The 15,238-nt window shown below is 67.3% G+C and carries 13 protein-coding genes and 1 pseudogene; 5 read left to right on the top strand and 9 right to left on the bottom strand.

Annotated features, from left to right (window positions below; all coding sequences use genetic code 11):
- Positions 1 to 95 precede the first annotated feature (95 nt).
- The 4 genes from SLUN_RS06280 to SLUN_RS39930 form a co-directional block, all read right to left on the bottom strand.
- A complete protein-coding gene (locus SLUN_RS06280) occupies positions 96 to 1,286 on the bottom strand; it encodes a lipid-transfer protein (RefSeq protein ID WP_108154563.1) in 1,191 nt (396 codons plus the stop codon).
- Positions 1,283 to 1,714, bottom strand: a complete 432-nt coding sequence (locus SLUN_RS06275) for a Zn-ribbon domain-containing OB-fold protein (RefSeq protein ID WP_108147538.1) — start codon at positions 1,712 to 1,714, stop codon at positions 1,283 to 1,285. The genes SLUN_RS06280 and SLUN_RS06275 overlap by 4 nt, the downstream gene beginning before the upstream one ends.
- A 72-nt stretch (positions 1,715 to 1,786) precedes the next feature.
- Positions 1,787 to 2,134, bottom strand: coding sequence for an Mpo1-like protein (locus SLUN_RS06270; RefSeq protein WP_108147537.1), 348 nt, complete (start codon positions 2,132 to 2,134; stop codon positions 1,787 to 1,789).
- Between the two features lie 134 nt (positions 2,135 to 2,268).
- On the bottom strand, positions 2,269 to 2,427 hold the full coding sequence (locus tag SLUN_RS39930) for a hypothetical protein (protein WP_170146557.1): 159 nt from the start codon (positions 2,425 to 2,427) through the stop codon (positions 2,269 to 2,271).
- Here SLUN_RS39930 and SLUN_RS40975 point away from each other — a divergent pair.
- On the top strand, positions 2,426 to 2,557 hold the full coding sequence (locus tag SLUN_RS40975) for a hypothetical protein (protein WP_257153679.1): 132 nt from the start codon (positions 2,426 to 2,428) through the stop codon (positions 2,555 to 2,557). The genes SLUN_RS39930 and SLUN_RS40975 overlap by 2 nt on opposite strands.
- Before the next feature lie 126 nt (positions 2,558 to 2,683).
- Positions 2,684 to 2,956: a hypothetical protein gene (locus SLUN_RS06255; RefSeq protein WP_246340096.1), complete on the top strand. Its 273-nt coding sequence runs from the start codon at positions 2,684 to 2,686 to the stop codon at positions 2,954 to 2,956.
- Between the two features lie 587 nt (positions 2,957 to 3,543).
- On the opposite strand, the gene SLUN_RS06250 is transcribed toward SLUN_RS06255, so the two are convergent.
- Positions 3,544 to 4,521 carry an AraC family transcriptional regulator gene (locus SLUN_RS06250; protein ID WP_159100200.1) on the bottom strand — a complete coding sequence of 326 codons (978 nt, stop codon included), beginning with the start codon at positions 4,519 to 4,521 and terminating at the stop codon, positions 3,544 to 3,546.
- Between the two features lie 384 nt (positions 4,522 to 4,905).
- Here SLUN_RS06250 and SLUN_RS06245 point away from each other — a divergent pair, with 384 nt between their 5' ends.
- Complete coding sequence (locus SLUN_RS06245; RefSeq protein ID WP_108147534.1) at positions 4,906 to 5,715, top strand: LuxR C-terminal-related transcriptional regulator; 810 nt, start codon at positions 4,906 to 4,908, stop codon at positions 5,713 to 5,715.
- Here the strand turns inward: SLUN_RS06245 and SLUN_RS06240 are convergent.
- The gene (locus tag SLUN_RS06240) at positions 5,679 to 6,977 is read right to left on the bottom strand and encodes a beta-ketoacyl-[acyl-carrier-protein] synthase family protein (protein ID WP_108147533.1); all 1,299 of its coding nucleotides are present in this window, start codon (positions 6,975 to 6,977) and stop codon (positions 5,679 to 5,681) included. The genes SLUN_RS06245 and SLUN_RS06240 overlap by 37 nt on opposite strands.
- 348 nt (positions 6,978 to 7,325) lie before the next feature.
- Here SLUN_RS06240 and SLUN_RS06235 point away from each other — a divergent pair, with 348 nt between their 5' ends.
- Positions 7,326 to 9,155: a fatty acyl-AMP ligase gene (locus tag SLUN_RS06235; RefSeq protein ID WP_108147532.1), complete on the top strand. Its 1,830-nt coding sequence runs from the start codon at positions 7,326 to 7,328 to the stop codon at positions 9,153 to 9,155.
- Between the two features lie 73 nt (positions 9,156 to 9,228).
- Positions 9,229 to 11,037 (top strand): fatty acyl-AMP ligase, encoded by a 1,809-nt coding sequence (locus SLUN_RS06230; protein ID WP_159100198.1) that lies wholly within the window; start codon positions 9,229 to 9,231, stop codon positions 11,035 to 11,037.
- Between the two features lie 36 nt (positions 11,038 to 11,073).
- Here SLUN_RS06230 and SLUN_RS06225 read toward each other — a convergent pair.
- The 3 genes and pseudogenes from SLUN_RS06225 to SLUN_RS40970 form a co-directional block, all read right to left on the bottom strand.
- Positions 11,074 to 11,504 (bottom strand): annotated as a pseudogene (locus SLUN_RS06225) (PP2C family protein-serine/threonine phosphatase).
- A gap of 232 nt (positions 11,505 to 11,736) precedes the next feature.
- A complete protein-coding gene (locus SLUN_RS06220) occupies positions 11,737 to 13,293 on the bottom strand; it encodes an alpha-amylase family glycosyl hydrolase (RefSeq protein ID WP_306610749.1) in 1,557 nt (518 codons plus the stop codon).
- A 16-nt stretch (positions 13,294 to 13,309) separates the two neighbouring features.
- On the bottom strand, positions 13,310 to 14,923 hold the full coding sequence (locus SLUN_RS40970; RefSeq protein WP_159100197.1) for a sugar ABC transporter substrate-binding protein: 1,614 nt from the start codon (positions 14,921 to 14,923) through the stop codon (positions 13,310 to 13,312).
- Positions 14,924 to 15,238 lie beyond the last annotated feature (315 nt).

Genomic DNA, 15,238 nt, shown 5'->3' with positions numbered 1-15,238 from the left:
AGTGTTCACCGGCCGTGACGGGGCGTCAAGGCCGTTGACAGCAAGCGCAGTTCACGGCCGGTGTGTTGACACGGTCCCGGAGAACGTAAGCCCGCTCAGCGGACGGCGACGACCGCGGAGCCATGGCCGAACAGTCCCTGGTTCGCGGTGATCCCGGTGCGCGCTCCGGGCACCTGACGCCGGCCCGCCGTGCCGCGCAGCTGCCAGGTCAGCTCGCAGACCTGGGCGATGGCTTGGGCGGGTACGGCCTCGCCGAAGGAGGCGAGCCCACCGCTGACGTTCACGGGTATGCGCCCGCCGAGTGCCGTGGCACCCTCACGTACGAGCTTGGCGCCCTCACCCGCCCCGCACAGCCCGATGTCCTCGTACCACTCGAGCTCCAGGGCGGTGGAGAGGTCGTACACCTCGGCCAGTGAGAGATCCTCGGGCCCGATGCCCGCCTCTTCGTACGCGGCCAGGGCGATAGAGGCGCGGAAGGGCCGCGGCAGGGGATCCACCGCGGCAGCCGAGTCGGTGGCGATGTCGGGAAGGTCGAGTACGGCCTTCGGGTAGGTCGGGGTGACGGTGGAGACGGCGCGGATACGGACCGGGTCCCCGGCCCCGTGCCGGCGCGCGAAGTCCATGCTGGTCAGCACCAGCGCGGCGGCGCCGTCGGAGGTCGCGCAGATGTCGAGAAGGCGCAGCGGATCGGCGACCACCGCGGACGCGGCGACATCCTCCGCCGAGACGGCCTTGCGGTAACGGGCGTTGGGGTTGAGCGCGCCTGCCGCCGCGTTCTTCACCTTGACCAGGGCGAAGTCCTCGGGAGTGTCGCCGTACAGGGCCATGCGGCGGCGGGCGTAGAGGCCGAAGTAGGCGGGGTTGGTCGCCCCGAGCACCCGGAAGCGCAGCCAGTCGGGATCGTCCGGCCGTTCGCCTCCGGCCGGTGCGAAGAAGCCCTTCGGGGCCGCGTCCGCGCCCACCACCAGCACCACATCGGCCATCCCGGCCAGGATCTGGGAGCGCGCGGTGTTGATCGCCTGGGCACCGGAGGCGCAGGCAGCGTAGACGCTGGTGACGCGGGCGCCCTGCCAGCCCAGTGCCTGAGCGAACGTCGCTCCCGCGACGTATCCGGGGTAGCCGCAGCGCATCGTGTCCGCGCCGACCACCGACCGCACCTGCTGCCAGTCGATCCCGGCGTCGGTGAGCGCGGCCCTGGCCGCTGCCGTCCCGTATTCGACGAAGCTGCGGCCCCACTTTCCCCAGGGGTGCATCCCGGCCCCGAGGACCGCCACCTCGCCGGTCATGACGCCACCCCCAAGGGCCGCCAGTGCCAGGTCGTCCACACCGTGTCCCCGTCCTCGTTGAGCACACCGGGCACGACCTCGACCTCCATGCCGACCGCCAGATCCGAGACTCTCACGCCGGGCACCCCCTGCCCGAGCACCACCATCCGCTCGGCTTCGAGTTCGACCGCGACAAGTGTGTACGGCTCCCACTGCGCGTCCGGGTCGCAGACGTACGGCGCCGGCGGCCGGTAGCGCCCGTCGGTGTAGGACCACACCCGTCCTCGCTTGGAGAGTGGCACCTCTGCCAACTCCCCGCCCGTGCACGCCGGGTTGCGGCAGAACGAATCCTCGCGCGGGAAGAAGACCGCCGAGCAGGCCGTACAGCGGGTGCCGAGCAGCCGGAAGTCCTCCTCGCCACTGTCCTGTGTGAACCATCCGGCCACCACGGGCGTGCGCGTGTGCGTCAAGGTTCCTCCCCGGCACAGCAATCTGACGGAACGTCAGAAGTGTGCCACGGGTCAGCGGTTCTCGGCGAGCCACTTGGCGGCGATCTCGGCCAGTTCGCCGTCCCGGCCCGCCAGCATCATCCGGATCATCTGCACATCGCCCCTGAGGGACCAGGCAGGATGCCCGAAGGTGGCGGGGTTGTTCTTCTCGATGAAGAAGTGCGCGGGCCAGGCCGTCCCATAGCCGATCAGGGGCAGCGCGGCCGCATACCGCCTGCGCCCGCGCGCCAGGCCGTACGCGCTGACCGCGAGCCCGGTCAGCGTGCCGGTCAGATGGACCCAACGCGTCGCTGCCTTCGAGTGCATCGCGACGTAGTAGGGCCAGAACTCCTCGTACGAATCACATGTCTGCTGCGCCATATCGGCACCGTAATCCCTCGGGAGAGAACCGGATACGGCTGGTTTGCGTCCGATGGCAGAGAGCGGGCGGCCGGAGCCCACGGGGGTGGTCCCGGCCGCCCGTTCCTGCTGTCCTCGCCGCCTCGCTGTCCCCGTCAGTCCCCGGCGACCCACTGCGGGTCGTCGGTGATCCGCTCGGGGTCGAGGATCCCTGCGGCTTCGAGGAAGACGACCAGGTCGTGATCGGAGTGGGCGAGGCCGAGGATCTCGTTGCGCCCGTGCCGCCTCACGGCTGCCCGCGGGCGGTGTCTCATGACCGGACTGTTCGTGACCATCGACGGGCCGGGAGGCGTGGGGAAGTCCACCGCCGACCGCTACATCCACCTGGAGCCGGTACGAACGGGAGCCCTCAGGGCCCGAGCGGGAATGCGCGTACTTCTGTGAAGCCGCTAGGTTCCTCATGGCCGCCGGCGTGCGGGTCCTGCAACTGGACGCGTCCACCACCGAGCCCGAGAACATCGCCCGCGCCATCGTCGGAGGGATCAGGGAACCGTGGATGAGGGACCGCTCATGACCCCCCAGACCGGCACAGTGGATGTACTGACGTTCAACCTCAACAACCCTTCAAGGGAACGGGCGGAGCGGCAGCTCGCCTACCTCGCCGCCCGGCCCGAGTCGGTCCTGGTCCTCACAGAGACCGCCGACAGCGCCGGATGCGACCTGCTGGAGAGCCAATTCCGCGCGGCAGGGTACGACGTCATGTTCCCCCGGCCCGAGCGCGGTGAGCGCGGCGTCATGATCGTCAGCCGCCTGCGAACACCACCCGAGGCTCCGGCCGGTTGAACAAGTACCCCAACGAACCGGTCAACGAAGACAGTTCGGCATCCCAATCGGCTATCTGCTCAGCCGTCACACCCAGCATCATGCCCGGTCAACGACACCACACGGGCTCCGTCACAAGATCTCCGACCGTAGTACTCGCTGCATTATTGGTCGCCGCTGCGGCGGTACTGGCGACAGCGGTGGGACCGCCAGGGCCGGCTGCCGCTGAACAGGCTGCCGCTCAGCAGGCTGCCGATCCCCAATCGTCCGCGCAACAGGTTGGCCCTGACGGCCAACTCCCGTCCGGTTCGAAGCCGGCGCCGAGCTACCGAGGTTATCTGCGCGATCAGAAACTCCTGGGCCTGTCGGGGGTACGTGACGGTGTCCATCTCCGCCAACGGGATCAACGCGCAGGATGCGTTGGAGGACGGCGCGGCCCAGGCCAGTTCCAGCGGCGCGAGTGAACGGTGAGGTAGCGCATGCCGAGCGTTCGGGCCGAGCATCTGCAAATGGCCCTGTAGCGGCCCGCCGGGTCGCAGGGCCTTGAGGGTGCCCCCATTCGGAGACTGGACGCACCCCCGTACGCTCCCAACCTGGTCCTGAAATGATCAGTACGGCCGGGTCGGCACCCTGGTGCGGTAGGCGCCCGGGGTCGCACCCGTCCACCGGCGGAACGCGCGGATGAACGCCGCCGCATCGGCGTACCCGAGCCGTACGGCGATCTGGTCGACTCCCAGTCCGAGGGTGGACAGCATCTCGACAGCGCGAGCGTGCCGCGCTCCGTCGACGAGACGCCGGTAGGAAGTGCCCTCCACAGCCAGACGCCGGTGCAGTGTGCGGGTGGAGACGTGCAGCGCGGCTGCGGCAACGCCCATGTCGGGGATCCCGTCCGGCCACTGCATGAGCAGTTCCCGTACCCGCGCTGCGAATTCGGTGTGGGCGCGTCGGGCCAGCAGGAGGCTGCACTCGCGTTCGCACACCTGCATCGTGTGGCGGTCCGCCTGCGGCAGCGACTGCTCCAGTACCGCAGCCAGGGTGACGATCGCGTTGCGCGGCGCCCCGAAGGCGATCGGCGCGTCGGCGAACACCTCGTACGCTGCGGGCTTTTCAGGCCGTGGGATGCGCACCTCCAGCCGGAGGGGGGTGAAGGGCCGACCCAGAATGGTGTCCAGGATGGTGCGGATGTTGGCCATTTCCCGCTCGACGAAGAAGTGCCGGACGGGCTGGGGCACAAACCCGTCGTCCAGGACGAGGTGGACCTCGTCACCTTCCTCCTGAAGGTGGATCCCGACCATGGTGAAGGTGAGTTCCAGGTAGCGCAGTCCCACAGCCGCCGCTTCGCGCAGCGTTGGGCTGGCCAGCAGTGCGAAGCCCCACACGCTGTACTTGCGCAGCGGAATCCGGCTGCCGACCTCCAGCCCCAGGCCGGGAGCATCGCCTGTGGCACGGACCAGGTTCTGCGCCACGACGAGCTCCTGCCAGGCGCGGACGTGTGCGGCATCGTCGGCAAGAGCGTTCTCGTCCACACCGCTGCCGTCCAGGCATGCCGGTACGGGAACTCCGCGCTCGACTCCGACATCCACCATCGCTCGCACGCCTGCGATGCCTCGCGGGAACAGCCGCGGAGCCGTGGAGACTTCGTCGACCCCCGCCCCGTGTCCGGAACGGCCAACAGCATGGCCGCCATTGCCTAGAACCAGCACTGCCAATCCCCCTAGCATCGGAAGGGATCGATGCGGCGAATCCCGCCGCAGGCTGTCATTCAGCCTAACCGGGATGTGCGTGCCGGCCAGGGGGCATATGCGGTATCAGCCACGGTCACCAGTAGGGCTCAGCGCGCCCCACAGCCATCGCGTGTGCAACCGCTGTACCGGAATGCGTTCTTGACAGTACCCGTGAAACCACACCGGTCAGGAGACCACGGAGTGGAATGGGGACCACACTTTCGAATCGCACAGGCGGAGTGATTGATGGACGAATTCAGCACGTTGGAAGTAATGCTGGTCGACAATGAGGACCTTGTGCGCCGCGGTTTCCGGCATGCACTCGGGGAGGCATCGGACATCACCGTGGTCGCCGATACGAGGGTCGGCGAGGAGGCATTACGAATGTTCGAGCTGCGGCGACCGCAAGTCGTACTCGTCGATGCCGAATACGAATTCATCCGCAAACTCGCCAAGCCCTCGGGGGCGGCAGCACCAGGAATCGCACCCGGATTCGTACCCGGAATCGTCGTCCTCACCAGCATCGACCTCGACAGCCATCTGTTCGGGTCGCTGAAGGCGGGCGCAAGCGGTTTTCTGCTCAAGAGCGCCAGCCAGGAGGAGCTGACCTCAGCCGTCCGCGCGGTCGCCGGCGGCGCGGCTTTCATCTGCCCCACGATGACCCGACGGCTGATTGATCGGTTCGAGATTCTTCCGCCGCCACAGGAGCGCTCGCACGCGGTCGCCCTGGCCACCCTGAGCGGCCGGGAGACCCAAGTCCTGTCCGGTATAGCCATGGGGAGGTCGAATCAGGAGATCGCCCGCGAGCTGCATGTAACGCCCGCCACCGTGAAGTCCCACGTCTCGCGCATCCTCGCCAAGCTCGAGTTGCCGAACCGGATGCACGCGGCGCTGATGGCTCAGCGGAGCGGTCTGGTGCACCCGCCCCAGCCTGCGCAGGCTCCACGGGCCTCCGCAGGCCCTCCAGTACCCCCCAGCCCCTCAAGCCCCCTCTCCTCCGGCCCGTCCCGCGCCCCTGGTCAGGCGGACTTGGTGAAAGCGAGGACCACGTTGTGACCGCCGAAACCGAACGAGTTCGAGATGGCCGCGGTGACCTTGGTGTGCCGAGGACTTCCCGTGACGATGTCCACCTTCACCTCGGGGTCCTTGTCGTCGAGGTTCCTGGTCGCGGGAATCACGTCGTTGAAGATGCTCAGGACCGTGAAGATGGCCTCGATCGCGCCCGCCCCGCCTATGAGATGGCCCGTGATCGACTTGGTCGCCGTCACGAGAGCATGCGGGCCGATCGATTCCAGCAACGCCGACGCTTCGATACGGTCACCGACGGGCGTACCGGGAGCGTGAGCGTTGACGTGAACGATGTCCTGCGGGCCGAGGCCGCCGGAGCTCAAGGCCTGGCGGATCGCACTGATCTGACCGTCCGCTGAAGGAGCTGTCATGGCGTGCGCGTCGGAGCTCATCCCCGTACCGGCAAGCGTGGCATACGCCCGCGCGCCACGAGCTCTTGCGGAATCGGCTCGTTCCAGAACGACGGCTCCGGCGCCCTCCGCCATGACGAAGCCGTCACGCGCGCTGTCGAACGGCCGCGATGCGCTCTGAGGTTCGTCATGACGGCTGGACAGGGCTCCCATGCGGGCGAAGGCCGCCATGGACAGCCGCCCGATGCATGCCTCGGTGCCGCCGGCGACAACGACGTCGGCCCGCCCGGCACGAAGTATGGCGAGTCCCATGGCGATTGCCTCCGCTCCAGAGGCACAGGCGCTGGTCGGCGCGTGGGCGCCGGCGCGGGCGCCGAGGTCCAGACTGACGGCGGCGGCCGGGCCGTTGGGCATCAGCATCGTCACGGCGAAGGGCGACACGCGCCCCGGCCCCTTCGCCGAGGACAGGTCGTGCTGGTCGACCAGGGTCTTCCCGCCGCCGAGGCCTGTGCCGATCACCACGGCCAACCGCTCAGGCGCCACCGTGGGCGCGCCGGCGTCGGCCCATGCCTGCCGGGCCGCCACCATCGCAATCTGCTGGCAGCGGTCCATCCGCCGGGCCTCGACCCGGTGCAGTACCTCGGTCGGTTCCTGACTCAGTCGGCCTGCCAGCCGTACGGGCAGGTCGCGGGCCCACGGTTCGTCGAGCACGGTGACCGGGGATTCGCCGGCGAGCAGCCCCGTCCAGGTGGAGTGGACGTCGGCACCCAACGGCGTGGTCATTCCTAATCCGGTGACCACAACGCCGGTTGTGCCGAGGACTTCCCCGTCCGGGGAACCGGGGAGATCGGGGAGCTTCGGATAACCCAAGAAGTAGTCGTCAGATGCTTCGTAGGACATCACGGTTCCCTTTCTGAAGCCTTCTAGGGAATGGTCTCCCTTGGACACGGGCGTGGACACGGGCCATTCGGTGTCCACTGGCCGTCGTCATTACGGTAGAGAGCACGAGGTGCTTTCCATAACGGCCGGCGGACGGAACCATGAGGGCGACCGGAGGCTGGTTGTCATCCGTCCTACGGCTTACCCGGCACTCGCCTCCGGTAGGGGGTGGACGCCTTCCGCCGGCGGATACCCGATATTTCTCCGCCGACCTAGCATCTCTCCGAGTGGAACGAACGTGTCGCAGGCGTACAGCAATGGCTGGGCAAATAGCCAGGTCCTCGCGACCAGTGGGGGAATGGCGGGGCAATGGCAATGGCCAAGCCGAACAGGAGGACCACGATGTCAGAGGATGCCATCACAGAATTCCGACTCGAGCCGACGACCTTGGTCGAGCTCTGCAGGTATCGCGCGTCCAGGGACCCGGATCGACGGATGTTCGCCTTCCTGGAGAACGACCTCGAAGAGTCCGACTCGCTCACCCTCGCCCAACTCGACGCCCGCGCAAGGGCGATCGCCGTGCGTCTGAGCAGGCATGCCCCGCCGGGCGCCCGCGCCGTTCTGAGTTACCCGCCGGGTCTGGACTTCGTGTCCGCCTTCTTCGGCTGCCTGTATGCCGGCCTGATCGCGGTGCCCGCTCCTCCGGTGCTGCGCGTCGGCGTCGACGACCGGTATACGCGCTTCCGGGCAATCGTCAACAGCTGCCAGCCGGATCTGGTGCTGTCGAAAGGGTCCAGGCTGGACCGTGTCGACACTTTGCTGAAGGACATGTCCACACCGCGCCGGCCGACCTCTGTGGCGACTGACGAGATCAGTGGGACGGACGCATACGGCTGGAATGCCCCCCGCATCGGCCCGGACACGATCGCGTACCTGCAGTACACCTCCGGCACGACCGGTCCGCCCCGGGGTGTGGAGCTCACCCATGGCAACGTCCTGCACAACCTCTCGCTGATCCTGGCCAACGGTTGCCGGGACACGGACGACTTCGACCGGCTGCCGCCCGTTGTGTCCTGGCTGCCCGTGTTCCACGACATGGGACTGATCACCGGGGTCCTGCAGCCGCTCTATGTCGGGTACGACGCCGTACTGATGCCGCCGTCGGCGTTCACCCAGGATCCGGTCAACTGGCTCCGCGCGATATCGGACCGCGGGGCGGGCATAAGTTCGGCACCCGGTTTCGGGTACGAGCTGTGCGTGCGGCGCCTCTCCGAGCAGCAGCTGCGTTCCCTCGATTTCAGCGGCTGGCGGATCGCGGTGGTCGGGGACGAGCCGGTGCGTGCAGAGATGATTGACCAGTTCAGTGCCATGCTCGCCCCGTTCGGCTTTCGCCGAGAGGCGTTCTTCCCGAGTTACGGCATCGCCGAGTCCACCGTGATGCTCAGCGGCGGGCCGGTGGAGCCCGAACCGGTGATCCGGCGGTTCGACGCGGTGGCGCTGGCGAAAGGCCAGGTACAACGAGCCGGTCGCGAGGACGGAGCCCGCCGACTGGTCGGCCTGGGCCAGTTGCACCCGTCCATGACCGTCGCGGTGGTGGATCCGGCCACCGGCGAACCGTGCGCCCCGGACGAGACAGGGGAGATCCTGGCATCCGGACCGAGTATCGGTGCCGCGTACTGGAACGCCCCGGAGGAGACGGCAAGTACGTTCAACGCCACCGTGCGCGGCCATGAGGGCCGCCAGTTCCTGCGCACCGGCAGCCTCGGCTTTCTGGACGGCGGTCAGCTCTTCGTCACCTGCCGGGTGGACGACCTCATCGTCGTGGAGGGCATGCAGCACTACCCGTACGACATCGAGGCGACCGCGGGAGGAAGCCACGCGGCCATACGGGAAGGCTGCTGCTGCGCATTCACCGTCGAGGACGGCGGACGCACGCGCCTCGTCGTCCTGGCTGAGATCAACAGCCGGTACCGCGTCGTGGCCGGCCCTCCGCCGGACGCTCCGTCAGGTGCACGCGCGACCGTCGGGGCGGACGAGGTCGAAGAAGCCGTCCGGGAGGCCGTCTTCGCCGGGCACAGTCTCCGGGCCGACGAGGTCCTCCTGGTCAAGGCCGGTTCGCTGCCGTTCACCACCAGCGGCAAGCTACAGCGCTCGCGGTGCCGGTCCAGGTACCGGGCGCGGGTGTTCGAGACGGTCTGAACCTCGCTCCATGCAGGGAGGGCGCGCGAACTGCCGCCGCCTTCTTCCTCCTTCCACCGTTTGGAGTGGTCTCATGCAAACCAATCATCAGTACAGTGTCCGCCTGCCCGAGGGCGTGGCCGGTGAGCATGGCGCACTGACGACGTTGATCGACCTGTGCCGCACTCGTGCGGCAGCTGAGCCCGACCGGAAGAGCTTTGTGTTCCTGGGCGATGGTGTCGATGAATCCGACTCACTGACCCTGGCCGAACTCGACCGCTGTGCGCGGGCGATCGCCGTGACGCTGCTGAAGCAGGCTCCAACCGCAGGCGCATGCGCGCTGCTGAGTTACCCGCCCGGACTGGAGTTCCACGCCGCCTTCCTGGGCTGCATCTATGCGGGTCTGATCCCGGTGCCGGTAGCTCCGCTCGACGGCACGCGGGGCAATGCCAAATGGACTCGGGTGGAGTCGATTGCCGCCAGTTCCGAGTCCCGGCTGTTCCTGTCCACCGGCCCTATGCTTGCCGCCGCGGAGCCCGTCCTCACCGGCACCGAAGGGCTCGCCCGACTCGACCGGGTGGCGACCGACGAGGTATGCCTGGACCTGGCCCGGCAGTGGACCCCGCCGGTGACCGCCGCTGAGATGGTCGCCTACCTGCAGTACTCCTCGGGATCGACCGGAGTGCCGAAGGGCGTCGCGATCACTCACAGCAATGTGCTGAACAATCTGTCGTTGATATACGACAACACGCGTCGGTCTGCCGACGACGCCGGGCTGCCCCGCCCGTCGTCGGTGTCGTGGCTGCCGCCGCACCACAACATGGGCCTCATCTGCAACGTCCTCGAGTCCCTCTTCTCCGGCCGGGACGTCACACTGCTGCCGACGATGACGTTCGTACAGCGTCCGCTCACGTGGCTGCGGGCGATCTCCCGGCTCGGACGCGCGGACAGCTGCGCGCCGAACTTCGCCTACGACCTGTGTGTCCGCCGGGTGACCGACGCTCAGCGCCGGGAACTCGACCTCAGCCGTTGGGAGATGGCTCTGGTCGGAGGTGAGCCCGTCCGCGCCGATACCCTCGACCGCTTCTGCGCGGCATTCGCAGAGGCCGGCTTCCGGCGCGGGGCGCTGTCCCCCGCGTACGGCCTCGCCGAGGCGACAGTGATGGTCACGGCCGTGCCGGTCGGCCAGGGCCCGGAAGTCCTGCGCGTGGACTCCGAGGCGCTCGCCGCCGGAAAAGTGCGCCCGGCCGCGTCGGCACTGGACAGTCGGGAGCTGGTCGGCTGCGGCCCGATCCATCCGTTGAGCACGGCTGTCGCCGTCGACCCGGAGACCGGCAAGCCCTGCGATGAGGACGAGGTGGGCGAGATCTTCGTGTCCGGCCCGAGCGTCGCAACGGGCTACCTGAACGCTCCCAAGGAGAGTGCCGAGACCTTCATGGGGACCCTTCCCGACCAGCCGGGCGAGCGGTTTCTCCGTACCGGTGACCTCGGATTTCTGCACAGCGGGGAGCTGTTCATCACCGGTCGGGCGAAGGACGTCATCATCATCGCCGGTGCCAACCACTACCCGCAGGACATCGAAGCCACTGTTGAGGCCAGCCATCCGGCAGTCCGCGAGTTCGGTGCTTGCGCGGTGTCGGTCGACGACGGCGCACATGAACGGCTCATCGTGCTCGCCGAGACGATGGCGGCAGCCGGCGGCGGGAGTGACGAGCCGGTGACCGCGCAGGAGATCAAGCAGGAGATCAGGCGCGCCGTCCATGCAGGACACCGCATCCAGGTACACGATGTCGTCCTCCTCAAGCCGGGGACGCTGCCGCTCACGACGACCGGCAAGCTGCAACGTCGCGACAGCCGGGACCGATACCTGGGGGGTTCCTTCGAGGCCGCCCTCATCGAATGAGGGGACGCGGTCGAGTGGCGCCGCCGGCTGTTGAGCTCAGTCGGCGGTGGCGGTGGCGGCGCGGTCGTCGGATGCCGGTGTGCGAACGGCGATGAGGGCGACGTCGTCGCTGCTGTCCTGAGCGAGGCCGGTGAGGAGCTCGTCGCAGAGGGCTCCCAGGGTTTCTTGGGCGAGGGCGGCGGCGTGCTGGCGCAGCCGGGCCGCGCCGCGGTCGAGGTCTTCAGTGCGCCGTTCGATGAGGCCGTCGGTGTAGAACAGGATCGTGCGTTCGCCGGCAGGACTTCGGTCGCGTCGGGGCGTCGTTGGGTGGGATCCACTCCCAGAAGCATGCTGCGGCCGTCGGTCAGGAAGCGTGTGTCGCCTTCAGCTGTGATCAACAGCGGGGCGGGATGGCCGGCGGCGGCGTACAGAAGAGCCCATGGCTCATGCTCGGCCGGTTTCTCGACCAGCGCGTAAATGCAGGTCAGGGCTCGCCTTTGTGATCAACGTCTACGAAAAGCTTGTAAGAGCCAAGAGCTACACCCTTCGCGGAACGTGGGTCCCTCAGAGGTGAACACCGGCCCAGGGTAAACCAGCGGGCCCCGGGCAGGCGCGCCGTCGATGCCCACCGGTAGATACCTCACCTGCGCATGTCCCCCTGCGATCACACCGCATTGCAGCACGGAGCCACCACGGAAGTTTCCACCCGGCACTCGCCCGTCACTGGAACTTGAGCCAGACCGCGGTATCAGCGGGCAGCAGGGCGCCGTACAGTGGCCCACTGGCGAGGATGACGTGACTGCCGGCCGGCATCATGACAGGCCTGTCTCCGAAATTGGCCACGAACCCGAACCCTGGCTCGCGAGTGAACGCCAACGTATCGGCACCCGCGTCAAGCCAGCGCATCTCGCCGTCACCGAGTGCTGGGTGCTGGCGGCGTAGGCGCAGTGCGCTGCGGTAGAGGTTGAGTACGGAATCCACCTCGGACAGTTCCGTCGCCACCGTCAGCGCTGCCCAGTCCAGCGGCTGCGGCAGCCAGGTTCGCACCGGTTGGTTCGCGAATCCGTACGGAGGAGCGTCACCGGACCATGGCAACGGTACCCGGCATCCGTCCCGCCCAACGGCCGCTCCACCAGTGCGGTGGAACGTTGGATCATCCCGCCGTTCCACGGGGATGGCCAGGTGCTCAGGGAGCCCGAGTTCGTCGCCTTGGTACAGGTAGGCGGTTCCGGGGAGGGCGAGTATCAGCAGTGCGGCTGCTCGCGCCCTGCGTGTTCCCAGCACCTTGTCAGGCTCGACAGTTCCACGTCGAAGCGCCTCGGTGGGGTGGCGGATGAGCGCCTGATCGATGCCGAGTCGGCTGACCATCCTGGTGATGTCGTGATTGCCGAGTACCCATGGCATCGAACCGCCGGAATCAGCGACCAATTGCCGAGCCTCGTCGATCACAGCACGCAGTTCAGCTGCGGCCCACGGCACCAGCATCAGGCGGAAGTTGAAGGTCTGCGGCAGCCCGCCATCTGCTAGGTACGGTCGCGCCGAGTCCGGGTCGTCGAACCAGATCTCGGCGATCGCTCCCCGGGGGCCGGGGTAGACATCTGCCGGATACGAATCCAGGATCCCGCGCCACGATCGGTAGAGATCGTGGAGCTCAGGTCGGTTGTAGTAGGGGACCAGCCGCGAATCCGCCAGCCGATCCGGCAGTTCAGAATCCTTGAACAAAGTATTGGCCATATCGACCCGAACCGCAGCGACCCCGCGATCGAGCCAGAACCGCAGCACCCGTTCGAACATCGCGACGACATCGGGATGCCGCCAATTGAAGTCCGGCTGAGTGGAGTCGAACAAATGAAGGTAGTACTGGCCATCTGGCGTCCTCGTCCACGCCGGGCCGTCGAAGTGCGACTGCCAGTTGTTGGGCGTGTCGCGGAAGATGAACCGTTCCCTCGCATTGCTGCCGGGCCCGGAGCTCAGCGCTTCCTCAAACCAGGGGTGCCGCGATGAGCAGTGATTCGGGACGATATCGATGATTACCCTGATCCCCAATGCCATGGCGTCGGCGACGAGAGCGTCGAAGTCCCTCAGCGTTCCGAACCTCGGGTCGACATCGCAGTAGTCTGCAACGTCGTAGCCACCGTCGTGCATCGGTGAAGGGTAGAACGGGTTCAACCAGATGGCGTCCACGCCAAGGTCCATGAGGTAGGGAAGACGAGACCGCACCCCCGGTAGGTTGCCTTCTCCACGAGCGTCGGCATCGCAGAAGCTGCGCGGGTACACCTGGTAGACAACGGCGCTACGCCACCACGGGTCGGCCAAGCGAGTTCCCCTCCTCAGTCGTGAAGACCGCCGCCACGTTCGCAGCGGCTTGCCTGGCGGTCGCTTCTGCGGGAGCTCCGGCGATGACTGCGACCTCGGCTTCCTCCAGGACTCGCCAGATCGCATCCATCTGCGGGAATGACGGCATCGGCGTTCCCAGTTCGCAGAGCGCCAGGAACTGCTGGATCGCGGTGTCTTCGGTCGTCGTGCTGACCAGCGCGACTGGTGCGACGATGCCGTCCGACAGAGCAGTCATGACGTGGTTGTGGGTCAGATAGTCGGCGAACAGGTCATGGGCGATAATCTTGTTGAGGCCGCGCTTGGCCATGACCAAGCTGTGGACCAAGGTGAAAGTCTCGGCGGGCGCGCCGTCGGCGAACGGTGGCACAGCACTGACGGCGATCGGGATGTTGGTCTGCCGTAGGCGCTGAAGGGCATCTGAGGAAGTGATCAGGTACGGACTGCGGGCTGCGGCGAACAGTTCGAGAGCTTCATCACGGTCCATCGACCGGCGGAGCAGCCTCGCGCCCGCCTCTCCGAACTCTCGTAGTCGTTCGAAAGCAGCGATGGATTCCGGAGTGGCCAGGCCGATTCGTGTGGGATCCCACCTGCCATCGGTCGTCATGCCGAAGAGCCAACCGCCGGCGCTGGCGAACAACGGCCATATCTGGAAGGGGTCCCCATGTTCGCCGACTCGCAATGTGAAAACGTCGGTCACACGGCCGGCATCCCGCAACGCATTGCCCGTGGCTACCAACTCGTCGAAGGTCGAGGGCGGTTGCGGAGCGAGCAGAGTGTTGCGGATCAACGCGACGGTGTCCACAGTCGTCGGTATCCCGTACAGGCGGCCGTCGACGGTCAGTGCGGACAGCGCCCATCCGGGGAAAGCGTTCTGATGGTCGGCGGCCAGGACAGTCGGCTCGATCATGTCCCGGGAGACCAGATCTCCGATCCAATCGTGCGGACAGATCAGCGCGTCGACCAAGGAGGACTCCTCGAAGTCGGCGACGAACTGCTTCTGCGGACGGCCGGCTGAGTCAGTGTCGAAGGCGACCGTGGCTCCGTAGGTCGCCAGGAAGTCGGCCTCGAACTGAGCCAGTACCCCCGCACGGAGTGGGTCGGCAGCGATGAGCAGGTTCGGTTGAAGTTCAGTCAGACTGCCGTACTGGTTGCGCAGCCAGCGAACGCCGGCCGTGTCTGTGAAGCTGAGCTTCACGCGACGGGCAGTTGCCCCCTGAGCTGGCTGTCCGCTGCCTATCGGGCAGAACAGGGCACCGTCCGACGGTGGTAGAACGAGGTAGTGGACCTTGATGTTGTCGGAGTGGTCGTCTAACCCAAGCACTGTCAAATATGCCTGGTACACCGGAATCTCCGAGGTATTGCGCACGAATGCGCCCCACTGCCCTTCCGATGACTGGCCCCACCAGGCCGATACCAGCCCGGCCTGAGCCCTGCGGGCGAAGGACTCCTGGACTTCCCGGGCTTCCGCATTGACGCGGTCGCGATCCGACTCGATCTGGTACGTGCGGCGTGTGACCACGACCGCGACAGCGCCGAATCCCAGCGCAAACACGGAGCCGAGCGCCGACACCCAACCTGGTACATCACCCCACCCAACAGACATCGGCACCCCATGCCAATGATGTACGTACTCCCGACTGCCAATCGGAGCACCTCGGACGCGGGCCGTCAATGCTCGCGGCTGTCAGGAGACAGGGGCAGCTTTCGCCGTTCGCCTTTGGCAGTGTCGTCGGACCACGCGAGCTGGACGCCGGGCGCGCCCAGTCGCGCGAGTTCACGTACCAGAACCCGCGGCAGGCCGCGGCGATCAATGCCTTGGCACGGCTGGTCCTTCAGCGCCTGGAGTCCACGGCCCCCGCAATCGCGTGAGGCGCAATGGAGCCGC

Source organism: Streptomyces lunaelactis (genome assembly GCF_003054555.1).
In the GTDB taxonomy this organism is placed as follows: domain Bacteria; phylum Actinomycetota; class Actinomycetes; order Streptomycetales; family Streptomycetaceae; genus Streptomyces; species Streptomyces lunaelactis.
This window is presented reverse-complemented; position numbering and strand designations above follow the sequence as displayed.